Genomic DNA, 23,695 nt, shown 5'->3' with positions numbered 1-23,695 from the left:
TCCTCAATCCCACACACCTCGTGTATCGACAATTGTGCCGTCGGGGCGCGCCGTCTCTTTGAATATCTGGTGATCTACCAGCATCACATGTACATCGGCGTTCACTTGCGTCTCCGTTGCAAGGGTCGCGGTCGCCAAACCATCCGGCAGGGTGGTGATATGCGGTTCAACAATCACTACGGTGCCAGGGTGGACCGCCGCCGTCTGGATCGCGATTTCCAGGGCGGGGCTTTCGCGCAGATCATCAATATCGGGTTTGAACGACAGCCCATAGAGCGCGATCGTCACGTCGCGTGCGGTCTTGTCGGGGTTTTCTGTCAAATATGTGCCGACGGCCCCCTTTACTCTATCAAGAACCCAATCGGGCTTCCTGTCGTTCACGCCGCGCGCCGCTCGGATCAGTTGGCTGTGTTCAGGTGCTGAGGCGACGATAAACCACGGATCAACGGCAATGCAGTGCCCACCCACGCCGGGCCCGGGTTGCAGCACATTGACCCGGGGGTGTCGGTTGGCCATCGCAATGACCTCCCACACGTCCATATCAAGCGCGCCGCATATCATCGACAGTTCGTTTGCAAAGGCGATGTTGACGTCTCGAAAGCTGTTTTCCGTCAGTTTCGCCATTTCGGCCGCGCGCGGCCCCGAAGAGACAACGCATTTGCCGGTCACAAACGCCTTGTAAAGTTGGGTTGCCGCCTCGGAGCAGCGGGCCGTCATGCCGCCGATGATCCTGTCATTGCTGACCAGTTCCTGCATTACCCTGCCTGGCAAGACACGCTCTGGACAATGGGCTACCCGGATATCGGACGCGGGTCCTTCGTTCTGCGGAAAACTAAGATCCGGCCGGGCCTCAGCGAGCCACTGCGATACCGCCTCTGTTGCGCCAACAGGGCAGGTGGATTCAAGGATCACAAGGCACCCCGGCGCCAGCACCGGTGCAATGGCCTGTGCCGCTGCTTTTACAAAGGACAGGTCAGGGTCGTGATTGTCGCCGGTAAAGGGCGTGGGCACCGCAATCAGAAACGCATCGGCAGGTTCAGGGGTTGTCGTGGCCCGCAGATATCCTTCGTTCACCGCCGCATGGACCACCATATCAAGATCAGGTTCCACGATGTGGATTTCGCCGCGGTTGATCGTATCGACTACAGCTGCACTCACATCAACGCCCACGACTTCGATTTTGCGCGACGCGAACATGGCTGCTGTGGGTAGGCCAATGTATCCAAGGCCAATCACAGAAACCTTCTTGAATTCATCCATCATTTTGTCTTTCCGCCAGCATATTGAGAATACGACCGCAGGCTTTGCCATCACCATAGGGGCTGTGTGCGTGGCTCATGGCTTGATATGCAGATGTATCGGTCATCAGTTTCACAACTTCGCTGACAATCAGATCAACATCCGTGCCCACCAGACGCACAGTTCCCGCCGTAATCGCCTCGGGTCGTTCGGTGGTCTCACGCATGACGAGGACGGGTTTGCCCAATGACGGCGCCTCTTCCTGAATGCCGCCGGAATCTGTCAGGATCAGATGCGCGCGCGACATGACAAACACGAAAGGCAGATAGTCCAAAGGGTCGATCAGATGGATATTCTTAACGCCGCCCAAAAGCCGTGCAACCGGGCCCTGCACATTCGGGTTGAGATGCACGGGATAGACAATCTCCGCATCAGGAAGCTCTGTCGCGATTTGGCTCAGCGCCTGGCAAATGCGGTCGAACCCGCCACCAAAGCTTTCACGCCGATGACCCGTCACAAGGATCAGTTTCTTGGACGTATCCAGGTATGAGAATTGCGTGTCGAGCGCGCTACGCAAGTCAGCATCACGATCAATCCGGTCACGCACACTGATCAGAGCATCAATCACCGTGTTCCCCGTCACAATGATTGACTGCGGATCAATGTTTTCCTTCAGCAGATTATCGCGCGCTTGTGGTGTTGGTGCAAAATGCAAGCTGGCCAGTGCACCGGTGCCTCTGCGATTGCCCTCTTCCGGCCAGGGCGCGTACATATCCCCCGTGCGCAAACCCGCCTCAACATGCCCGACAGGAATATGTGCATAATAGGCCGCCAGCGTTGCTGCCAATGATGTGGCCGTATCCCCATGGACCAGCACCATGTCAGGTTTTTCAGCCTCAAGGACAGGGGCAAGACCAAGCAAGATCCGCGCCATAACTTCGTGCAGGGATTGGCCCGGCTTCATAATGTCCAGATCATGATCCGGCTTGATCTGAAAGAGATCAAGCACCTGATCGAGCATCTCACGGTGCTGTGCTGTGACGCAAACCTTTGCATCAAAGCGCGGGTCTTGTGCCAAAGCATCAACCAGCGGTGCCATTTTGATGGCTTCAGGCCGTGTTCCAAACACCAAGAGGACTTTATATCTGTTCTTCAAACCCGATCACTCCAAAGCTCTTGCATCGCAACTCAAACGCCAAGCATGCTCACCTGTTATGTTATCCATCTTGATCTTCTGTTCGCAGCTCATCTTCGAGGCGGCTGATCTCGGCCTTTAAGGTTTCATATTCAGCGATCTTTCGTTGCAGGAAACGCCGTGTCAGTCGCCCTTTCTGGGTCAACCCTTCCGGTGTCAGAATGTAGGCATAGCCCTTCTTGTTATTGGATGCGCGAAAGTTCTCAACCTTGATGGCTCCCTTCTCAATCAATGCCCTGATACAGTAATTCACGCCACCAAGGCTGACGCCCAGCTTCCGCGAAAGTGCGCGTTGGGACATTTTGGGATTGTCCTGCAAAGCTTGCATGACCCGAAACCGGATTTCGGCCCGGTCACTGAGAACATGTTGTTCAGAACGACCCATGGCTACACCACCAGAGGTCGCGGCTGTGATCTGTGAAAGACACACATTTTCTCCTTGCGTTCATTCTTGAACACTTGCAGCAATTCAGTGCCAGAACAAGATTGATATATGATGAATCATGTTTTGTATGGGGGTTGGCTGCTTACCATCAGGCCACTGCGCCTTTCGATATCATGCCCTTTGGGTCTGAACCGACGTTGCATGCCTTAAAAATCGCACATTAGACAACACGCATCTTGTTGGAGATGAAAAAAGAAAGATGCCAGAGGTCACGCGAGATACTCTCAGTTTTTAGGTGTCATAATATGTCTGATACGCGCCGTAGCTGTCGCCATATCCATAACGTTTCATGCCCTTGGGCGAGATCTGCCCCAGGACCAAGCCAGCGACCTTGACGCTGACTTGCTCAAAGGATTTCAGACCATCAAGAACTTGCCTTTGTGTCGTATGATCCCAGCGTACCGTATAGAGTGTGGTGTCAACCCAGCGCCCGATTATCCGTGCGTCAGCGACGGCCAGAACCGGTGGTGTGTCGATAATGATATAGTCGTATCTATCCCGAAGATCGGCCAAAAACGCGCCAAACCGGTCAGAGGAAAAGATATCGGCGGCGTTCGTCTGCGATTTTTCCCCAAACAATACATCAAAGTTCATCCCCGGCAGTTGTGTGATTGCTTCGTCAAGCGGGACCTCACCGAGCATCACACTTAGGAAGCCGCGTTTTTCGGGTACGTCGAAATATGAGCTCATGACGCGGCGACGGATATCGCCCTCGATCAACAGAACCTTCTTGCCCAGCCCAACCAGATTAAGGGCCAGGGCTATCGATTGTGTGGTTTTGCCTTCACCCGGGACCGATGATGTTGACATGATCACTTTTGGTGGGTTGTCCAGATTTGCCAGCAAAAGCGAAGTGCGCAGATTGCGTATTGCTTCGGCCACGCTCGAGTTTGGTTTGTCCTGCAGGTATCGCAGCACCTTCTTGCGGCTGCGTGCAGGCACCAAGGGTATTTGACCAACAACGGCAAAACCGGTCTTTGCTTCAAGATCTTCGGCAGTGCGAAATGTGTTTTGCGCCATTTCACGCAAAAGCACCAATCCTGCACCTGCGATCAGCCCCAGAATGACTGAAAGCGCCAAGACAATAGGTTTTCGTGGTGCTGACGGTTCGATGGGCAGAACCGCGTAAGATAAGATGCGACTTTCCGCCTGTTGCAGGCCCTGTTGTACCGATGTCTCTTTCAATCGCGCCAAGAAAAACTCATAGATCAAGCGGCTTGCTTCGGTCTCACGCTGTAGCTGTTGCAGGGCAACCAGTTCAGTCGATTGCGTTGCAATGCTCTGGGTCATCTCAGCAATCGACGATGCAACGGTATCTAGCTGAGTTGTGGACCTTTCACGCTCCATCTCTGCGCGCGAAAGAACGGTGCTAAAACGGGCCTGAAACTGATCCTGCATTGTGTATGCATCACCTGCCATGGCAAGCTGACGCAGTATCGGGTCATTGGCGGCATCGGCCATACGGACAGGATCGCCGGTGTTCAATGCAGCGTTCAATACGGCCACGCGATTGGTGTTTGTTGCAACCTCGGCGTCAATATCTGCTTGCCGTTCGCGCAACTCTTTCAGCTGGCGGTTCAGGCCGATCAGACCCTCCGGGCTGACCAGATCGGTGTTGCTGCTGAATTCCTTCAGTTGGTTCTCGCTGGCCTCCAACTCGATCTGAAGCTCTGCAACACGCGCGGTCAACCATTCGGTCGCTTCGGCCGTCTTTTCAAATTTCAGGACAATCTGATCTTCGACATAAAGCTCTGCAAGCCGGTTTGCCATTTGGGCTGATTTTGCGGGGTCTTCGGTGACCACAGAAATGTTGAAGACATAGCTTTGGCGCACATTCGATACAGAGATCTGATCAAGCACCGCATTCACGACCGCGTCGCGTATCGCCTCATTCGATTGAGGCGCATTTTGTATGGTTTGCCCAAAGATGTTTTCGCGCACCGCATCGGCAATAGCGCCCAAAGAGAACCATGCTTCTTCGGTCAGTAAGGAATTGAATTCAGGATCTGCGACAAGGTCCAGATCATCAACGAGTTTGCCAATTAGACGGCGTGATCGCAGTACCTCGACCTCTGTATTGATGGTGATCTGATCGCCTGACAGCCCGGACATGACGCTTTCAATATCGACAATCTGTTCTTGGCGGCTTTCCAAAGCGACAGAAGAAGTCGTCGTGTAAACAGGCGTCGCCACTCCAAACGCATAATATCCACCCGCGAAAAGCGCGATCGTGGCACATATGATAACCCAAAGTTTGCCGCGCCACAGGGTGCTGATCAGGGCACCAAGATCGATTTCGTCCTGGGGTTTTGACACAACAGCTTGCGCGCCTTTGGTCAGATCGTGGGGATGGCGTGTCATATCGAACCTTGTGGCTGGCATAGCATTCAAAACGTCGCGCATGACGAAGAACGGTCAGAGCAAACGAGCGCTACACCGGCATCATTCATTAAGGTTAATATTTGGCAAAAATCTGTATTGCAACCTAAGCATGCGTGATGGTGCTAATTCGGCGGAGAATGGATAAAGCGGCAGGTATCCTTTGCGATATAGGCCGCTGTGAGGCATCCGGTTCTGTGTGCGCCGGTATCTACTGCAATGCGATTGTTGTAATTTGTTGGCGTACTGACCGTCGTATGCCCATGCACAACGCACAAGTTGTCATGTCGCGGCATCTTTAAAAAATCGGCATGGCCCCATAGCATCGTCTTTGTGGACTGGTCTGTCGGTGCTTTGGCCGGGTTCATTGCGGCATGTACGCACCACAGGTTTCCGCTGTTCCAGAATAATGGCAGATGACGCAACCATGCAGCCACTTCAGGGTCCAAGACGCGTTCCAGCTCACGCGACGCGTCCATGGCATCGTCCGACGCAGACTGCGCAGACAGACCCTCAATGCCGTAACTGCTCATGGTTGTCACACCCCCATTGCGCAACCAGATGTTGCCGCGCCCCAATGGGTCATCGATAAAATCCAGCATCATCCGTTCATGGTTCCCCATCAAACACACTACCCGGCCCGGATGCTCAGCACTCATTTCGAAGAGCCGTCGAAGTGTACCGGCCGAATCCGGTCCGCGGTCGACATAATCGCCCAAAAAGACAAGCTGTTGATTCTTGTCTGGATCTATCGTGGAAACCAGTGCGTCCAAAAGATGCAAACAGCCATGGACATCGCCGATTGCATAAAACGGCTCATCGGGCTTGATGATATTGGCGGTTTTCCGAGCTAAGCCCCATATGCCCCCCAAGTTTGCGCAGGAACCGTGGTAACAACTGCCGCATCAGCGATTCTCCTGCTATGGGTGTCTGATTATGGTTGAAGTACCTTCAGGTAACTTCTTTCATGGTTGTTGTCTAAATCTTAACCAAGAACAGTTCCACCCTCGTTACAGATACCTGTCGTGCCCTTGTCATGCGACATACCCAAAGATACCCATTTCTCTTCACCGGCCGGAGAAGCAGTTGCGAACATATCTGATACGCCTATGCCAGAAAATGCGCTGCCGCCCGCTATGGGCCTGTTGTGTCACGTTAGGTGTGATGGGAAACCCGCTATATGCTGAAGGTCAGACAGACGCTCCAACCTATCACTACAACATGTTTGGCGCGCCCGGACTGATCGATATGCCAACGGCGCGCAGTGGAGATGATGCTGAACTGGCCGCAACGCTGAGCCATTTTGCCGGAACGACCCGCACAACCCTAAGCTTTCAGATCACGCCCCGCCTGTCGGGCAGTTTTCGATATACCAACATCGAGAACGCCCCCGATGTTGGGGGCGACGGTCTTTTTGATCGTTCCTTTGATCTGCGGTATCGGCTGGTAGATGAAGGGCACGTCAGGCCCAGTGTCGCTGTGGGGTTGCGGGATTTCATCGGCACAGGTGTCTATTCGTCTGAGTACATTGTGGCCACCAAGCAGGTAACACCTACGGTCGAAGTGTCAGGCGGTATCGGATGGGGCTTACTAGGGTCTTATAACGGTTTCACCAACCCTTTGGGTGCTATCAACGACCGTTTTGAAACCCGCCCAACGGGGTTTTCAGGGACAGGCGGACAGGTGGAAAGCGCCCGTTGGTTTCGCGGTGATGCGGCCCTTTTCGGCGGGTTGCGGTGGCAGACCACCGATAGCCTAAGCCTGATCGCTGAGTATTCGTCTGACGACTATGCCCCCGAACGCAATGCCCAGCGCGACCTGTTTGATCGCGCATCTGCGCTTAACTTTGGGCTGTCTTATGCGTTCAATGAAACGACCGCCGTACAGGCCCATTATCTTTATGGCTCTGAATTGGCGGTTGGTCTGACTTTTGGTCTGAACCCCAAAAGGCCCTTGGTCAACGGCAGTACTGGGCAACGCCCGACACCTGTGGTGACCCGCCCGCCCGAAGAGACCCGATCACTCGCATGGACACAGCAACCTGACGGCCTCGATATCCTGCGCAGCAACGTTGATCGCCTGCTCGCCTTTGAGGGGATGACGCTGGAGGCCATGACTGTTGCACCGACCCTCGCCACAGTTCAAATCCGCAACAACACTTACATCGCAGGGGCCGAGGCGGTGGGGCGCACGGCACGCATTCTAACCAAGGTGATGCCGGCATCAGTCGAGACATTCGTCATTGTCCCTGTTGTGCGTGGTATCCGCACATCTGCGGTGCATATCACACGTACAGATGTGGAAGTATTGGAGTTTGAACCGGACAATGCGTGGAAGTCCTACGCCAGGGCTAAGATCACCGACGCTGCCGGAATCGGCCGTGGTACGGTACAAAATGAGGCGCTTTATCCCCAGTTCCGGTGGCGCTTTGGCCCTTACATCACAACATCATATTTTGACCCTGACAGCCCAATTCGTGCCGATATCGGGCTTGAGCTTTCGGGGCGCTATGTCATTGGCCCCGGTCTGACGCTGGCAGGCAAGCTGCGCCAACCTCTTGTTGGCACCATAGGCGATGGGCAGGGGTCTGACTCTGTGATTGAACCCGTCCGCACCAATGGCGCGCTTTACGCGCAAGAAGGTCAACCTGCGTTGACGCAACTGACAGGGGCGTATCATTTCAATCTGGCCCCCGATTATTATGGGCGGGTCTCCGCTGGCTATCTAGAACCTATGTTTGGCGGATTGTCGGCAGAGGTGCTGTGGAAACCCGTCGACAGCAGGTTAGGTGTTGGGCTGGAGCTGAACTACGTCAAGCAGCGGGATTTTGATCAGCTCTTTGGCTTTCAGGATTATGATGTCGTCACCGGACATGCCTCGGCCTACTATACGTTTGAGAACAATCTGCATGCCCAGATTGATGTTGGCCGATATTTGGCCGGGGACTATGGCGCAACACTCGCGCTAGATCGGGAGTTTGACAACGGATGGCGCGTGGGTGCCTTTGCGACTTTCACCGATGTTTCCTTTGATGATTTCGGTGAGGGATCATTCGACAAAGGGATACGCTTTTCTATCCCGATGGAACATTTCCTAGGCACTCCGTCGCGGCGCGTCGAACAAGTGGTACTGCGGCCATTGACCCGCGATGGTGGCGCGCGTCTAAACGTTGATGGACGGCTCTATGAAACCGTGCGCAGCTATCATGACAATGACCTGCGAGGCAGTTGGGGAAGGTTCTGGCGATGACCGGGTTACGCGTGTTCCAACGTTTGGGTGTTCTGTTCGTCTTGGCCGCCTGCGGCAATGTGCCTCGTGATTTCCCCAGTGTTTCAGAGGTTTTGGCGACCATGATACCACAACCAGCGGCACAGGTGATCACCGCCGATGACCTGCGGCGGACGTTGACACCCGACGTGGTCTCGCAGCTCAACACACGCTTGATCCTGATCGAGATACCAGCGCGGCAAGCTGTGGCAATTCTCTCACTGGTCAACACCAACCAGGGTGTTGAGACTTATCTGACGGCCGATGGTGTTTCGATCAGTCTGCAAGACGGGCTGGTTGTGGCGACGCGGGGTTTCGGGTTTGACCTGATGACGGCAGATGTTTCTGAAGTGGCCGCCAGATTGAGGCACGATATGGGCAACGCGGTACGGATTCACCGGTATCTGGATGGCGAAAATCAGATCATTGCGCAAAGCTTCCGCTGCGACCTGCAGTTCCACGACGCTCTGTCCGCGACCGAGACATGCAAATCGTCAAAGGTATCCTTCACAAATTCATACACTTTTAACGAAAGTGGACGTATCACGGAATCAAAGCAGTGGGTTTCGCCGGAAATTGGGTTACTTGAAGTTCAGGAGCTCAATTGACGGCGACAATTGGCTGGTGTCATGGCCTCGTTGTGCTAGATCAATTGTCAGTCTTGGCCCATCAGTATAGACTAAAGTATGAAACTCCTTCTGAATAAAGGGACATAGAAATGAAACGTCTTATGCCTATCGTTGTCGCGTTGATGCTGACAGGGACCACCAGTTTCGCGCTAGAGCAGGAGATTACGATTGTTGACCCTACGGTTGCACAGGGTGCGACTGTGGTGGTGAACAACGCGATCTATTTCGCCTACGCTGCGGGAATTCTGACGTTTGTCGCCGTGGTCGCCAGCGGTGATGAATCCGGTTCGAGCACGACAACAACAAATTAGTAAAGCAGCAGTCACTCTGCATTGAAGGATCGGCCGCACTGCGGTCGCTCGACCTATGCGATATGGGCCCATCAGGCCTCGCGCAGCCTTCATGCATAAGCCACTCAGTTTTGGGGATCATAGTTGAAGGTTGCAATGCGACGATGGTGCTTGGGGATCCTGACCGTGGTGACACTAAGCGCTTGCGGTACGGCTTATATCTCGCCTCAGGTAACAGCAGCGGATGGTAAAGTACGGATCGTCCCGCTGACGGCTGAGTCGGTTTTGGTCGCGAACCGTGACATAAGAACCCCGGAACAGATACCTGACGCGTTCTTTCAGACTGCAGGCAGCCCCTCTGCGCTGCGCGGTGCCGGTGCTGCTCCGCCGCCCAGCCTGACCGAACAGCAACGCCCCGCATCTTTGACCACTCGGCCGCCACCCACCGCGGACCCCGGCCCCTATCGTATCGGGGTTGGCGATGTTTTGTTACTAGCGACGCGGTCTTCGGGCGACACGGTTGAAGAGCTTAGCGGTCTCTTGGCAGCGCAGAACAGCCGTGAAGGGTATACCGTGCAAGATGACGGGGCTATCGCAGTACCTGACGTGGGCCGTGTGATGCTGGCAGGGCTGACCTTGGAAGGCGCCGAGGCGCAACTTTTTCAAAGCCTGGTCGAAAACCGCATTGACCCGACCTTCAGCCTCGAGATTGCCGAGTTCAACTCCAAACGGGTGTCGATTGGCGGGGCGGTTGGTAACCCAGCCATTGTGCCAATCGCGTTGACGCCGGTGTTTCTGGACGAGGCGATTGCCCTGTCAGGCGGCATCGCCACACCGGACATCGATTTTGCCTCGATCCGTATTTATCGGGGCGGCACCCTTTATCAGATTCCATTGGTCGCGTACCTGCGTGACCCCAGCCTGCAAAAGACGCGGCTGCTTGCCGGGGACAGTATCTTTGTCGATACCGCATTCGAACTGGAAAGGGCGCAAGCCTATTTCGAAGAGCAGATCACCCTTGCGCAATTCCGCCAACAAGGACGTGTACAAGCGTTGGCCGAGTTGACCGCCGAGGTTGAGCTACGCCGTGCTGCATTGGCCGAGGCACGCAGCAATTTTCAAGAACAGATCGCGCTTGATGCTGTAGCAAGGGACTTTGTCTACCTGACCGGTGAAGTCACCAAGCCGGGACGCTTCCCGTTGCCGTTCGGGCGGCAAGCTACTCTTGCAGACGCGCTTTTTGCAGAAGGCGGCTTTTCCAGCGAAACGGGCAACCCTGGCCAAATCTATGTGCTGCGCAGTTCGGATGAGGATTTCGGCGCGATTACAGCATGGCATTTGAATGCCGAGAACGTCAGCAATCTGCTTCTTGCAACGCGCTTGAACCTGCTGCCAAATGATATCGTCTTTATCGCAGAACAACCCGTGACGCGCTGGAACCGGGTGGTTCAGCAACTTGTGCCGTCACTGCTCACGACAAGTGCGGGGATTGCCGCGAACTAACGTCGCGGCAATACGCATGGCTAGAGCAAACCGTTCGGCAGCGGTTGTTCATTCGCTGTGTTCACGCGGCGGAACCAAAGCGTCAGCATGGTTGATGTGATGACGATAAAGAGCGAATAAAGCACCGGAACGGCCATGATCGACTGCGCCTCGGTCCCCGCAAAGGTGAAGGCGATAATCGCGATAGCTAGCGGTCCGTTCTGGATGCCGGTTTCAAGCGCTACGGTACGGGCGTTCCGAGGGTGCAGTCTCAGAAGGATCGAGAAACCATAACCCAACGCAAACCCGAAAAGCCCCAATACAATAGACCCAAAATAGGTGGCCCACGTTGTTGTCAAAAGGAACTCCCAGTTTCGCGGAATCCAAGACACGATCAGGAACAGTATAAAGAAAATCGCAAGCATGGAGCCCATGAACTCGGTTACGGCGCCGACGTTGGCATTCAGCTTACGCATCACCATGCCAATGCCCACGGGCACCAGTAGCAACACAAGCGTGGCTATGATGTTCTCGCGCGGGATATCCAGATCAAGCGCACCGGCATAGAGCACCAGAACAAGTGGGATCAAAACAACACCAAAGACCGTTGAAGTCACCGTCATCAGCACTGACAGCGCCAGATTGCCTTTGGAAAAGTAGGTGAAGATATTCGAAGTGGTCCCACCCGGCATACAAGCCATGATCAGGATGCCAATCTTGATTGTGTCTGACACGGGCAACGTCGTTGCTAAAACAAAGCCGATCAGCGGCATGAACCCGTACTGAGACACAACGCCAATCATCAAACCGTAAGGTCGTTTCAAGGCTAATGTGAAGTCGCGCGGTGTCAGCGATGCGCCCATCCCCAGCATGATCACAAAAATCATCAACGCCAGAATGGCTTGCTCAAGTGGTCCAACCATTATGCGTTCTCCACTTTGGCTTGTTCTTCGGCACGCAGATCTCTGCGCAGGATTTTTCCGACATTTGATTTGGGTAGCTCTTCGCGGAACTCAACCGCTTTGGGCACCTTGTAGGCTGTCAGATGTTCTTTACAGTAGGCCCGGATCGCGTCTTTATCGAGTGTATCATCGCGTTTGACGATATATGCCTTCACTGCTTCGCCCGATGCTCCATCCTGAACACCGATAACGGCAACTTCCTCAACGCCGGGGTGTGCGGCAATCGTGTCTTCGATCTCATTGGGATAGACGTTGAATCCAGACACGAGGATCATGTCTTTCTTGCGATCGACAACCTTAAAGTATCCATCATCGTCCATCACCCCGATATCGCCGGTCAGCAACCAACCGTTCTGCAAGGTTTTGTCAGTCTCTTCAGGCTTGTTCCAATACCCTTTCATGACCTGAGGGCCTTTGGCGATCAGCTCGCCTGCCTCACCCTGCGGTACATCCGCGCCATCTTCATCGACGCATTTCACAACGGTTGAGGGCAACGGCACCCCGATCGAGTTCAGACGGCTTTTGCCATAGGGGTTGAAGGTGAGGATCGGCGAAGACTCGGTGAGCCCGTACCCTTCAAGCAATGGCTTTCCAGTCAACTCTTCCCATCGTTCGGCGACAACGCCTTGGGTGGCCATCCCGCCGGACGATGCAAATTTGAGGTGTTTTGGCGGCGTATCCTGAAACCAAATCTCACCATTGAGACCATTGAACAGCGTGTTCACACCGCTGAGCCAAGTGATCTTATAGTTCTCAAACGCCCGTTTGAGGTTGCTCAAGGGGCGTGGGTTCGGGATCAGGATGTTGTGCGCGCCTTGGGAATACATGCCCAGAAAATTTACGGTGAAGGCGAACACATGGTAGAGCGGCAGCGCCGTCAGAGCGACTTCTTCACCTTTCTCGAACTGCTCGATCAACTCCATCGTCTGTTCCATATTCATCAGAATATTGGTGTGGGTCAGCATCGCACCCTTTGATACACCGGTGGTCCCGCCTGTGTATTGCAGGCAAGCCACGTCGTCAGGATCAATGGTCTTGCGATAGCTTTGCAGCGCGTTGTGTGTTTCGTCGTGCTTGGCACGGCTTACCTTCACGGCCTCAGGCAGGCGCATATGCGGGATCGTGATCGGTTTGATTGTCTGGTCCCAGTATTTCTGAACAAGACCGACGATACCACGCGGCATAGCTGGAAAGTACTCGGCCACGCGGGTCACGATCACATTGGGGATCGGGTGGCCCTGCATGGCCTCGACCAGCTTGTCGGCGAACATATCTACCACGACAATCGCCGAAGGCCCTGCATCAGCAAACTGCTTGGCCATCTCTTCGGGCGTGTACAGCGGGTTGACGTTAACCAATACGCACCCGGCCTTAAAAACAGCCATTGCTGCAATCGGATAAGCCAGGCAGTTCGGCACCTGGATAGCCACACGGTCGCCCGTTTTCAGCCCCGCGATTTCGCGAAAATAGACGGCCAGCGCATCTGACATTTCGTCGGCCTGCGCATAAGTCAGCGTGCCGTTCATCCCATTGGGCAGGCAAGTCGTGAATGCAGGCCGGTCACCATAAAGCTCAGCCATTGCCGTGATAAAACCGCCAATTGTTCTATGTTCGGGGGCGTCAATGGTCTTGCGAACGGACGGGCCATAAAAGGCCGTCCATGGGCGTGTCTGATCTGTCACGTACTTCCTCCCAAAAGCGTTCCCGATACTCTAGCCTGTCGAACTGCTTTGTGAAGCAAAACTGCGTCTGTGAACCATGTAACACTACGTTCGGTTGTGGTGGTCCATGATCGTTCACGGTGGCGCCCAACTCGGTCGATGCTCGGCTATTGGCTTGTTCCTCAACATCGGGGAGTCGTTCCGTCGCCTTTGTGTACAATTGTACACCAAAACTATTCCCTTTCTGAACCCGTTCCACTAGTGATGTGAATCAAATCCGGCCTGTGTATTCCTGCTAGGTTGCACCGGCCCCTCAAAGCCGACGAAACACACCAAAAACGAGGACATGCGCATGTCAGATCAGACCCTTCCCGATATCATCTACACAAAGACCGACGAAGCGCCGCAACTGGCGTCCGCCTCTTTGCTGCCGATCCTGCGCAAGTTTCTGTCGGCGGCAGATATCAGCATCGGCACCAAAGATATCTCGCTGGCCGGTCGTATTCTGGCGGCTTTCCCCGAAAAGCTGACTGACGCCCAAAAGGTGTCCGACGATCTGGCGCTGCTTGGGACCGTTGTGAAAGAAGCCAGCGCAAACGTGATCAAACTGCCAAATGTCTCGGCTTCGGTGCCACAGTTGGTTGAAGCTGTGAAGGAGCTGCAAGGGCAAGGTTATGACATCCCTGACTATCCTGACACACCAGAAAGTGCCGACGAGATCGAAGCCCGCAAACGCTATGACGCGATCAAAGGTTCGGCAGTGAACCCGGTGCTGCGCGAAGGCAACTCCGACCGCCGTGCGCCATCCTCTGTCAAAGCATATGCCAAGGCGCACCCGCACCGGATGGGCAAGTGGACCGCCGACAGCAAGACGCGCGTGTCGACAATGGGCGCGAATGACTTCTTTTCGAATGAAACGTCGGTCACCTTGTCCGACGCCGCTACACTGAAGATCGAGCTGACAGACGGCGGCGGTGGCGTAACCACCCTCAAAGACGGGATCGCGATGCCCGCAGGCACGATCGTCGATGCGACCTTCATGTCTGCCAAGGCGCTGAAAGCGTTCTTCCACCGGCAGATCACACGCACGCTGGGAGATGGCACGCTTTTCTCGCTACACATGAAGGCGACGATGATGAAGGTCTCAGACCCGATCATCTTTGGCCACGCAGTTGTAGCCTACCTGCAGCCGGTCTTTGACAAATACGCCGATGATTTCGCCGCCGCCGGGATCAGCCCGAATGCGGGTTTTGGCACGTTGTTTGATGCCATCGACACGATGCCAGACGGTGCTGCCATCCGGGCAGAGATCCACGCGCTGCTGGCTGAACGCCCACCGCTTTACATGGTGAACTCGGACCGTGGCATCACGAACCTGCATGTGCCCTCTGACGTGATCATCGACGCATCTATGCCTGCGGTGATCCGTGCAGGTGGCAAAGGCTGGGGTCCTGACGGAGAGGAGGATGACACCAACTGCGTGATCCCCGACAGCTCTTACGCGCCTGTATACGACGCCTCGGTTGAATTCTGCAAAGCAAATGGCGCGCTTGATCCGGTCACGGCCGGTACCGTGCAGAACGTTGGCCTGATGGCACAGAAGGCAGAAGAATACGGATCGCACCCGACAACGTTCGAAATCCCAACAGACGGCACCGTGCGCGTGATCGCGGATAACGGCGATGTGCTACATACACATACCGTCGAGGTCGGCGACATCTGGCGTATGGCCTCAGCCCGCCGCGCACCGATTGAAAACTGGATACAGTTGGCGCTCGACCGTATGGCGACCACCGGCTACGAGACGATCTTTTGGCTCGACCGCAACCGCGCGCATGATGCGGAGTTGCTGAAGTATGTGGAACCAGCGCTGGCAAAGGCCGGTGTCGCGGGCAAGGTCAAGATCATGGCCCCGCGTGACGCAACCATCCGGTCGTTTGAAGTGATCTACAAAGGCGACAACACGATAGCCGTTACTGGCAACGTCTTGCGCGACTACCTGACCGATCTGTTCCCAATCCTTGAGGTCGGCACATCGGCCAAGATGCTGTCCGTTGTCGGCCTGATGAACGGCGGCGGCCTGTTTGAAACCGGTGCTGGTGGATCAGCGCCCAAGCATGTGGAACAGCTGGTACAGGAAAATCACCTGCGCTGGGACTCTCTGGGTGAATTCTGCGCCTTGGGCGAAAGCCTGCGGTTTCTGGGCGCATCGCAGGGCAAAGCTGCGGCTAAGGTCATGGGCGACGCCGTCGATGCAGCCACGGAAAAGCTATTGACCGAAGGCCGATCGCCGCAGCGAAAAGTGGGACAGCCCGACAACCGCCACAGCCATTACTGGTTCGCACGCTACTGGGCCGAAGCGCTAGCCGCGCAAACCGATGATGCGGATCTGGCAGCAGCCTTTGCACCTTTGGCCGAGGGGCTGACAACAGGCGAAGCCGCGATTTTGGCTGAGTTGGGTCAGGGACAAGGAACAGCGGTTGATCTGGCTGGCTATTACAACCCATCCGAAGAGCGCGCCGCCCAAGCAATGCGCCCATCTGCAACTCTTAACGCGTTGATCGGTTAGAGTATCTAAAGGACGTCAACGGGGTGAACGGCATCATCTCGTTGACATTGATCAAGGCATCCAGATTTTGGGTGCCTTAGTTGTTTTAGGTATCCACTATTGAGGGGTACTTGCGATGTTTCACAATATCACCATTGGTGTCGACGGGTCGGATCATAGCTGGCGCGCGCTGACCGCCGCATGTGATCTGGCACAGCGATACACAGCGCAGTTGCACATTATCCATGTTCCTGAAATCCCACCATCTGCAATCGCGATTGGCATCGGTGCAATTGACGTACCGGTCGATATGGAACAGATCATGCATGTAGGTCAAACGGTTATGGCCGATGCGGTCGCGCGCGCAAGAGCACACGGGATCGCCCCATCAAGCCAGATCATACGCCCCGGCATTCCATCGGCAGAGATTTTACACGCTGTCGAAAGCACCAATTCTGATCTGGTTGTTTCGGGGCGGCGGGGGGTTGGAAACATTGCCAGTCTCCTGCTAGGCAGCACCTCGCAAAAGATCGCACAGGACGCGCCATGCGCGTGCCTGACGGTGAAGTAAAGTATAACAAGGTCACGGCATTTGCCGGTGTTCAGACGGTTCCTCTTTTATGAACTGCCTCGTGCAATGATCTCGGCACCAGAGGTTAGTTGATCATTGGGGTGGGTCACAACCCGCGCGCCAGGTTCTAGCCCTTCGAGGACTTCGGCGAATTGGGTGTTTTGACGCCCAATGCGAATGGTCTGCGCCGTCACAATACCGTCCGATGCGGTAAAGACGGCCCAATCGCCATTGCTTTTGAACAAAGCGCTAAGAGGAACTTGCAGCGCATCCTCTGTTTGCCATTCTGTGATGCGCAGAAAGACGGCGAAGCCATCGCCCAAACCATCCCGCTCTGATGCGGGCGTTGTAATGTCAAAAAAGGCATCCAGCCGTTGTTCATCAATCCCCAAGGCCGACACTTTGGTTTCTGCAGCTGGCGAGATGCGGTTTAAGTTGGCCGAGAGCGCGTCTGGCCCGCCCCAGCGTTCCACGACCGCGTCGACACCCGGTTGCAAGCGCACGGCGTCGCTGGACAGCAGATCGGCCACGATCTCTAGCTGGGATGGGTCGCCGATGCGCAAAAGCGGTGCACCAGTCAGGACAGGGTGTTCGCTGATGTTTTCCACACTTAGGACAACGCCATTCGCGGGGGCGACGATTTCGAGGCAACAACTCGCGGCCGCCTCCGCCCCGGATTGTGGCGCCTGTAACATCGTCTCAGCCCGGGCGAGGGTGCTTTGCGCCATATTGATCCGGGCCTCGGCGGCCTCGACGGCGGTTTGGGCAACAGTGAGGGTTTGGAGTGCGTCTTCAAGCTGGGTCAGCGAGGCCACATCGCGTTCCACCAGCGTTTGTGTTCTGTCGTATTGTGACCGCGCAACAGATCGTTCCTCAGATGCGCGCGCGAGATCGGTTTCGGCAACGTTCAATGCAGCTTCGGCCTCTCGTACGGTTGCCTGAGCCTGCAGCATGCTGCGGCTATCCAGCAAGCTGGGGGCGACCGGGCGAACAACGGCGACCAAGGTTTCGCCCGCAACCACCGGATCGCCCACATCAACGGGTGAGCGTAGTGCGGTGCCGATAATAGGGCTGGCGACATCATAGATATCCTTGATCCGCGTGACTCCATCGGCATTGATGGTCACGTCCAGCGGGCCGCGCGTCAGCACATGCAGGTCAACGGGTATTGGGTCATCCTGAAGGGACACATATCCCAGCCCAAGCATGATGGCGGCACCCACGCCGACCAGTCCGATGGTCCGAGGTTTCCAAGTCATCGGTTACTCCCTTACTTTCATGACAGAAACGAGGTTTTGCTTGTCCAGACGCCTTCGTACCAACATGACAGAACCAAAACTGGCCAAAAGCACGAAAAAGCTGGCTTTGGCATAGACGGCGGGCTCCATGACAAGCGGCAGGTTGTAAAGATCGCTGGAGAAACTGTTGAACATGCTGGCTGCGATCAACGTGCCGATCCACCAGCCCAGTGGCTGAGCCAGCACGGCCAGCAACATGGTTTCGCCAATCAGGATGTAGGATACCTCAGACCGGGTAAAACCAAGGATGCGCAGGCTAGCCAACTCGCGCGACCGTTCGGATAACTGAATGCGTGCGCCATTATAGGTGACACCAATAGTGATCAGCAGGGCGATGATGATATAGATCGCGTTGATCATGCCTATGCTTTCCTCAATTGTTTCGGAAAACGATCGGCGCGTGTCGGTCATCATCACAATACTGGCAAGGTTTGGGATGTCTTTGAGGCGGGCATGCAGCTCCAGCACTTGCGTATCCTCAAGCGAGACATTGATAACTGAAATGCGCGGCGATTGGCGCAACAGACCGTTCACATAGTCGAGGTCCATATAGGCGCCGATCCCAAAGTACTGCGCGATGATGTTGGTCACAATCAGCGAGTGGGTTTCCTGCCTGCCGCCAAGGAATTTGGCATCAAGCGTATCGCCAACCCGCACATCAAGGTGCGCGGCTAGCCTGTCGGTCAGCACAACACCCCCGGCGGTACAATGACCTGAGCGCTATCGCTATCGAGGACACGGCTCAGGTCGGTTGCAGGCTGGCTCGCCTGAATTGAGGTACGCTTTTCATGAAGGCCGTTGCGCAAGATGACGGCATGGAATTGCTGCCCCTCGGTTTGCAACACGGCTGGTAGATCCGCGGCTGTTTCCATCACGATCTGCGGCATGTCATGCGACAGCACCAACATGCCGTCCTGCCGGTTGGTTTCATAGAAAGCGCTGTCGATGATTTTGTTCAGGGAGGGTTGAAAGAACGATGGCGACACGATGGTTGAAACCGCCAGCGCGATCCCCAACACCGTCAGCCCGCTGCGGATTGGCCAGCGGATCAGGGCGCGCAGGATCATGATCGTTGGTTGGCTGAGCCGCATCGCCGCCATTGTGCGATCTATCAGCGAATGTTTGAACTGTGGCGGTGCTGGTGGTTGCATCGCGATGGCGGGCGCAAGACGTGCAGCTTTGACGGCGGTTTGCGTGGCTCCCAGCATTGTGGTCAGCAGTGCGGCAATGGCAGAGACAGCGTAGACCCAAGGCGATGTATTGAAAATCAGGAACGGAAAATCGAAGAACTGGGCATATTCGGCGGCCATGTATTGCGCCAGCCATGTTCCGACGAACCAGCCGATCCCGATGCCGACGACAGCAATCAACGCTGCCAGCATCAAGTAGTGCAGGCAAATCTCGAGGTCAGAGTAACCCACTGCCTTGAGCAACCCGATTTGGCTGCGCTCCAATGCGATGATCCGCCCCATGACCATACTGACCAGAAACGCGGATATCCCGAAAAAGATCGGGGGTAATACGGTCGCCATGTTGCGCTGCTGCTTTATCTCGGATTCGATAAAGGCATCGGATGGCTGAAGATCGCGGCCATACGCCCCCAATGACCCATATGGATCAAGCAAGCGATCGACAGCGTCGATCACATTTGCCTCTTGTGCGCGTGGGGTCAGTTTCAGGGTGACGTCATTGAACGCGCCTGTCATATTAAAAGCGGCATCGACAGCCACCTTCGACATCCACAAAATCCCAAAGGTTGCATTGTCCGGCATCAGCGCACCGGGACCAATGGTATAGATGAATTCGGGCGATTGGGCGGTGCCGCTGATGGTCAATTGCCGTTTCTGACCGTTGAGATTGGCGAAGAAGTGGTCCCCGATTTGCAAATCATTGGCGATGGCGAAATTGGCGTTCACCATCACCTCATCCGTCGCGGCTGGGTCAGGCGCGCGTCCGTTGATCACAATGGGCACATTCAGTCGCGGCATGCCATCAATCGGCAGAGACAGAATGCGCCCGGTGACGCTGACATTGCTACCGGGTACGTCTAATATCGCGCTGCCAGAGGTGCGGGTTTCAACCGCCCAAACGCCGTCAATCGCCGCCAATTCAGCGGTCAACCGTTCCGGCGCGCGTTTGACCGCGCTGAAGACGTCGGCAAATTGGTTGCGTTCATAATAAGTCTCGCGCGTGTCGCTAAGTGACTTATACGTGCCCAGCGCCATCAGCAGGATCGCTACGCCACAGGCGAGAACCATCGCGATGGCAAGGGCTTGCTTCCAAAGCCGCCCAAAGTCGCGCAGTAGTTTGCGATCCAGCGCCTGCATCACCAGACAATCTCGGCCGGGGCAAGCCGTTCGTCATTGGTGGATACGCTGCTGATCTTGCCATCCTGAAACTGGATGACGCGATGCGCCATGCGCTGGATTTCGGCATTATGGGTGATGATGACGGTGGTCGTGCCAAAGCGTTCGTTGATGTCTTGCAGCACCTCAAGCACCTGAATGCCGGTTGTACTGTCCAGTGCGCCGGTCGGTTCGTCACACAGCAGTATTTCGGGCCGTTTCGCGATCGCGCGTGCGATGGCGACGCGTTGCTGTTCACCTCCCGACATCTCGGATGGGAAATGGTCCAACCGGTCGGCCAGATCGACCTGAGCCAGCGCCTCTTCTGCGGGCATGGGATTGGGTGAGACATCGGTCACCAATTGCACATTTTCGCGTGCGGTCAGGCTGGGGACCAGATTGTAAAACTGGAAGACGAAACCGACGTGATCACGCCGGTATCGTGTCAGGCCGCGATCTGGCATATTTGTCAGTTCTTTGTCGCGAAACCAGACCCTGCCAGTTGTCGCGTGATCCAACCCGCCAAGGATGTTGAGCAGGGTAGACTTGCCGCTGCCGGATGGTCCCAGCAAGACTGCCATTTCACCGGCGTAAAGGTCCAGATCGACACCGGCGAGGGCGAAGACTTTTACGTCACCGGTCTGATAGACCTTTGTGACGCCCTGCGTGCGAAAAACAACCTCTGGCACAGATTTGAACCCCTTTTGGGTGCGGACGGATGATGTGCCGATATTGGCAAGTTGCACGGTAGGGACATTGACCAAAATCAATCATCCAGTCCGATAAATCCCTAGAATTCGCAATACAGAAGCTGGTCAGTTTTGGCTCGCCCCATACACGAAAGGAACGAAACATGTCTTCGAATGTAGGAATGATCGACCGCGTGATCCGTTTGGTCGTCGGTGCTTTCTTGATCGTGGCACCACTAGTCAATTTCATGGGTTTGGGAGCAAATTCAATCGCAGTTTACGTCATGGTCGGCGTGGGTGCCATTCTGGGTCTGACGGCCGTGTTTGGCATCTGTCCCCTCTACCGGGTGCTTGGAATCGAGACGAAATCGTAAGTCAGGATCAGTCCAAACGGAGCGATGCAGATCGTATTGTTTGCCACATACGGTTTGCGATGTGGTGGCCGGGCGACGTAACCCGAAAGCGCTAGTAAGCGTTAATCAGTTTGGCGATGCCGACACATGCCTCAGTTTGGGCGGATGGCGCGGGTGTTATCCCCAGAACCCGCGCGCGAATTGCTGTCCAGACCGTGTTTTGCGACCCACCGCCCGCTGTAAAAAGACGCTTCGGTTTAGGGCCGCCGCGCGCTGCAATCGCGTCATAGGCCTGCCGTTCAATCCGCGCGACGCTTTCCAGAATGCCATGCAGGAAAACGACGTCATTGGCTGGGCGCGGTGACAGGCGCGGCGCTAGGTCGGGATCGTTGATCGGGAACCGCTCACCTTTCTGCAAGAGGGGATAGTAGTCGAACGGGCTGGCAGTAGTCGGGTCAATCTGTTCCGAAAGTTTGGTCAGCTCGTCCGGATCGAAGAGGTCCGCCAAAACCCCTCCGCCGGTGTTCGACGCCCCACCAACCAGCCAGACTTTGCCCAGTTTATGTGAGTAGAGCCCCATTTGCGGTTCATCAATCCGTCTCGTTGACAGGATCTTGACCGCCAGCGTCGTCCCGAGTGAGGTCACGGCGTTACCTGCTTCCAACGGCGCTGTGGCCAAAAACGCCGCAATGCTGTCGGTGGTGCCTGCATGAATGACAGCTTGCGCGGACAAGCCAAGCATAGCCGCCACATCGGGTGCGACAGGGCCAAGCGCCGCGCCTGCCTGTACCACAGATGGTAGTAGATGGGTGCGCAAACCTGCTTTGGCGAACCAGTCTGGCCACGTACCTGTGTCAGGGTCATAGCCGAGCTTAAGCGTGTTGTTTTCGTCGCTGACGCCACCTGTGCCGCGCAGACGAGCTGCTACGAAGTCAGCCTGATGCAGCAGATGGGCGGCGCGGTTTTCCGGGTCGTTTGTCTGCAAGCGCAGCGCCCGTCCTAGCGCGGAATTGCTGCCCTTTGTGATGTGGGTGGCAGGGGCGTGTTTTGCGATCTCTGCCGCCTCGGCGGTGAAACCGGCTGAGTTGTACATCAGCGCTGGGGTCACCGGGTTGAGTGCGGCATCCGTCAGGACCATTGTGCCAGATGTGCCGTCAACGCCGATACGGCCGACGTTTGCTATGTTGTGTCCTGCGGCTTTCAGCGCTTTTGCTTGTTCAATGATGCAGTTCTGGACGGTCATCCACCACTTGCTGGCATCAATGGCAGCGGGCGCCTGCGGCAGATGTTTGGTTTTGACCGAACTCAGCACTGTGCCACTTGCGTCAATGACGGCCGTGCGCACGCCAGAGGTGCCCAGATCAATGCCCATTGACAGATCGTCTGTCATCTTGCCGCCAATGCCTGACGGTATTTTTCGGCGTCCCAGTTCAAAAGTGATGCTTCGGCTTCTGCCCCAATGGGTTCTGCTGTCCAGTCCTCTGGCAGGCGCGACATGCAATCAGATAAGCATTTGGTCATGGCGCGTTGCGATGATGTGGCGCCGTTGCGCAGGTAGACGCCTTGTCCGGGTTTGAGGATAACCGGGGGTGCTCGTTATGATCTGCTGTTGGCAGGGCCGGACCAAGGAAGACCACGTGGTCGGGGTAATACGATCCGCCAAGGGCCAGTGCGCAGATTTGCGCATCATGTGCCATCCAGCTTTCGGTGACGGCTTCGAAACCGTCCATGGCACTGGCAGCTCTGGCGGCTGTGTCACGCAGCACGGGCATTTTCAGGCGGTCTTCGACCTGCTGCATGATCTGATTGGCCTCGTCCACGGTGTTGCCACAACAGATCAGCCCATGGTTTTCAAGGACGACGATCTGGGTCTCAGCCGTCACCCGTGCCAGGATTTCGCGGGTCAGTGGCAGGCCCGGTTTGGCATAGGGGACAAAGACGACGGGCAGACCGACCAGCTTGTCAGCTGCGACCTCGCGACCTTCCGGACTGATCGCGTGGACGAGCGTTGCGATAGAGTGGGTGTGGGCCACAACGGGCCAATCCAATGCCGCATGGAATGTCGTCTCGATCGAAGGGCGCAGCGTGTTGGCCGGATCAATCACCGTGTTCTTGCAGCTGCCATCGCCTTCGCCTGCGGCCTCGGCCTTTGCCGCTGCCCGGTCTACAGCGACGAAAATAGGTTTCGTGTCTGCGTCTGCCAATTCCGTGCCTGATGCTTTGATCCACATGATGTCGCCCAGTTTGATCGAGGTGTTGCCGCCAGGGCCTTGGACGCGGAGCGGGTCTTGGCCCAAACGGGCAGAAAAGGTGCAGAATTCTGCGGAAGGTTCAGTCATTGC

At 55.7% G+C, this 23,695-nt stretch carries 21 protein-coding genes; 7 read left to right on the top strand and 14 right to left on the bottom strand.

What is annotated here, in order from left to right:
- Positions 1 to 3: 3 nt before the first annotated feature.
- From wecC to QTO30_RS12865, 5 genes are all read right to left on the bottom strand, one after another.
- On the bottom strand, positions 4 to 1,263 hold the full coding sequence (gene wecC, locus QTO30_RS12885) for a UDP-N-acetyl-D-mannosamine dehydrogenase (RefSeq protein WP_340424501.1): 1,260 nt from the start codon (positions 1,261 to 1,263) through the stop codon (positions 4 to 6).
- Positions 1,253 to 2,368 carry a non-hydrolyzing UDP-N-acetylglucosamine 2-epimerase gene (gene wecB / locus QTO30_RS12880; protein WP_445327191.1) on the bottom strand — a complete coding sequence of 372 codons (1,116 nt, stop codon included), beginning with the start codon at positions 2,366 to 2,368 and terminating at the stop codon, positions 1,253 to 1,255. The genes wecC and wecB overlap by 11 nt, the downstream gene beginning before the upstream one ends.
- A gap of 88 nt (positions 2,369 to 2,456) precedes the next feature.
- Positions 2,457 to 2,864 (bottom strand): MarR family EPS-associated transcriptional regulator, encoded by a 408-nt coding sequence (locus QTO30_RS12875; RefSeq protein ID WP_340424499.1) that lies wholly within the window; start codon positions 2,862 to 2,864, stop codon positions 2,457 to 2,459.
- A gap of 246 nt (positions 2,865 to 3,110) precedes the next feature.
- Positions 3,111 to 5,240, bottom strand: coding sequence for a GumC family protein (locus QTO30_RS12870; RefSeq protein ID WP_340424498.1), 2,130 nt, complete (start codon positions 5,238 to 5,240; stop codon positions 3,111 to 3,113).
- Positions 5,241 to 5,383: 143 nt separating this feature from the next.
- Complete coding sequence (locus tag QTO30_RS12865) at positions 5,384 to 6,031, bottom strand: metallophosphoesterase (RefSeq protein WP_340425932.1); 648 nt, start codon at positions 6,029 to 6,031, stop codon at positions 5,384 to 5,386.
- A 391-nt stretch (positions 6,032 to 6,422) separates the two neighbouring features.
- Here QTO30_RS12865 and QTO30_RS12860 point away from each other — a divergent pair, with 391 nt between their 5' ends.
- The 4 genes from QTO30_RS12860 to QTO30_RS12845 all read left to right on the top strand — a co-directional run bounded on the left by QTO30_RS12860 (position 6,423) and on the right by QTO30_RS12845 (position 10,947).
- Positions 6,423 to 8,507, top strand: a complete 2,085-nt coding sequence (locus QTO30_RS12860; protein ID WP_340424497.1) for a YjbH domain-containing protein — start codon at positions 6,423 to 6,425, stop codon at positions 8,505 to 8,507.
- Positions 8,504 to 9,133, top strand: coding sequence for a YjbF family lipoprotein (locus QTO30_RS12855; protein ID WP_340424496.1), 630 nt, complete (start codon positions 8,504 to 8,506; stop codon positions 9,131 to 9,133). The genes QTO30_RS12860 and QTO30_RS12855 overlap by 4 nt, the downstream gene beginning before the upstream one ends.
- Before the next feature lie 110 nt (positions 9,134 to 9,243).
- Positions 9,244 to 9,465: a hypothetical protein gene (locus QTO30_RS12850; protein ID WP_340424495.1), complete on the top strand. Its 222-nt coding sequence runs from the start codon at positions 9,244 to 9,246 to the stop codon at positions 9,463 to 9,465.
- A 135-nt stretch (positions 9,466 to 9,600) separates the two neighbouring features.
- Positions 9,601 to 10,947 (top strand): polysaccharide biosynthesis/export family protein, encoded by a 1,347-nt coding sequence (locus QTO30_RS12845; protein WP_340424494.1) that lies wholly within the window; start codon positions 9,601 to 9,603, stop codon positions 10,945 to 10,947.
- A gap of 20 nt (positions 10,948 to 10,967) precedes the next feature.
- On the opposite strand, the gene QTO30_RS12840 is transcribed toward QTO30_RS12845, so the two are convergent.
- Both QTO30_RS12840 and QTO30_RS12835 read right to left on the bottom strand, forming a co-directional pair.
- Positions 10,968 to 11,849, bottom strand: coding sequence for a bile acid:sodium symporter family protein (locus QTO30_RS12840; protein ID WP_340424493.1), 882 nt, complete (start codon positions 11,847 to 11,849; stop codon positions 10,968 to 10,970).
- Positions 11,849 to 13,570 carry an AMP-binding protein gene (locus tag QTO30_RS12835; RefSeq protein ID WP_340424492.1) on the bottom strand — a complete coding sequence of 574 codons (1,722 nt, stop codon included), beginning with the start codon at positions 13,568 to 13,570 and terminating at the stop codon, positions 11,849 to 11,851. Before QTO30_RS12835 ends, QTO30_RS12840 begins: the two co-directional genes overlap by 1 nt.
- A gap of 331 nt (positions 13,571 to 13,901) precedes the next feature.
- Here QTO30_RS12835 and QTO30_RS12830 point away from each other — a divergent pair, with 331 nt between their 5' ends.
- Positions 13,902 to 16,118 (top strand): NADP-dependent isocitrate dehydrogenase, encoded by a 2,217-nt coding sequence (locus QTO30_RS12830; protein WP_340424491.1) that lies wholly within the window; start codon positions 13,902 to 13,904, stop codon positions 16,116 to 16,118.
- Positions 16,119 to 16,233: 115 nt separating this feature from the next.
- The gene (locus QTO30_RS12825) at positions 16,234 to 16,668 is read left to right on the top strand and encodes a universal stress protein (protein ID WP_340424490.1); all 435 of its coding nucleotides are present in this window, start codon (positions 16,234 to 16,236) and stop codon (positions 16,666 to 16,668) included.
- Between the two features lie 47 nt (positions 16,669 to 16,715).
- On the opposite strand, the gene QTO30_RS12820 is transcribed toward QTO30_RS12825, so the two are convergent.
- From QTO30_RS12820 to QTO30_RS12805, 4 genes are read right to left on the bottom strand one after another with little or no spacing between them, the layout of a single operon-like run.
- A complete protein-coding gene (locus QTO30_RS12820; RefSeq protein ID WP_340424489.1) occupies positions 16,716 to 17,927 on the bottom strand; it encodes an efflux RND transporter periplasmic adaptor subunit in 1,212 nt (403 codons plus the stop codon).
- A gap of 3 nt (positions 17,928 to 17,930) precedes the next feature.
- Complete coding sequence (locus tag QTO30_RS12815) at positions 17,931 to 18,656, bottom strand: ABC transporter permease (protein WP_340424488.1); 726 nt, start codon at positions 18,654 to 18,656, stop codon at positions 17,931 to 17,933.
- On the bottom strand, positions 18,650 to 20,293 hold the full coding sequence (locus QTO30_RS12810) for an ABC transporter permease (RefSeq protein ID WP_340424487.1): 1,644 nt from the start codon (positions 20,291 to 20,293) through the stop codon (positions 18,650 to 18,652). The genes QTO30_RS12815 and QTO30_RS12810 overlap by 7 nt, the downstream gene beginning before the upstream one ends.
- Positions 20,293 to 21,000 carry an ABC transporter ATP-binding protein gene (locus tag QTO30_RS12805; protein ID WP_340425931.1) on the bottom strand — a complete coding sequence of 236 codons (708 nt, stop codon included), beginning with the start codon at positions 20,998 to 21,000 and terminating at the stop codon, positions 20,293 to 20,295. The genes QTO30_RS12810 and QTO30_RS12805 overlap by 1 nt, the downstream gene beginning before the upstream one ends.
- A 164-nt stretch (positions 21,001 to 21,164) precedes the next feature.
- Here QTO30_RS12805 and QTO30_RS12800 point away from each other — a divergent pair, with 164 nt between their 5' ends.
- Positions 21,165 to 21,374 carry a YgaP family membrane protein gene (locus QTO30_RS12800; RefSeq protein WP_340424486.1) on the top strand — a complete coding sequence of 70 codons (210 nt, stop codon included), beginning with the start codon at positions 21,165 to 21,167 and terminating at the stop codon, positions 21,372 to 21,374.
- A gap of 91 nt (positions 21,375 to 21,465) precedes the next feature.
- On the opposite strand, the gene QTO30_RS12795 is transcribed toward QTO30_RS12800, so the two are convergent.
- Genes QTO30_RS12795 through QTO30_RS12785 form a run of 3 tightly spaced genes read right to left on the bottom strand, consistent with a single transcriptional unit; the run spans position 21,466 to position 23,692 of the window.
- A complete protein-coding gene (locus QTO30_RS12795; RefSeq protein ID WP_340424485.1) occupies positions 21,466 to 22,743 on the bottom strand; it encodes an FGGY-family carbohydrate kinase in 1,278 nt (425 codons plus the stop codon).
- Positions 22,740 to 22,874, bottom strand: a complete 135-nt coding sequence (locus tag QTO30_RS12790; protein WP_340424484.1) for a hypothetical protein — start codon at positions 22,872 to 22,874, stop codon at positions 22,740 to 22,742. Before QTO30_RS12790 ends, QTO30_RS12795 begins: the two co-directional genes overlap by 4 nt.
- Complete coding sequence (locus QTO30_RS12785) at positions 22,871 to 23,692, bottom strand: class II aldolase/adducin family protein (RefSeq protein ID WP_340424483.1); 822 nt, start codon at positions 23,690 to 23,692, stop codon at positions 22,871 to 22,873. Before QTO30_RS12785 ends, QTO30_RS12790 begins: the two co-directional genes overlap by 4 nt.
- Between the last annotated feature and the right edge of the window lie 3 nt (positions 23,693 to 23,695).

The organism is Yoonia sp. GPGPB17 (assembly GCF_037892195.1).
GTDB lineage: Bacteria > Pseudomonadota > Alphaproteobacteria > Rhodobacterales > Rhodobacteraceae > Yoonia.
This window is presented reverse-complemented; position numbering and strand designations above follow the sequence as displayed.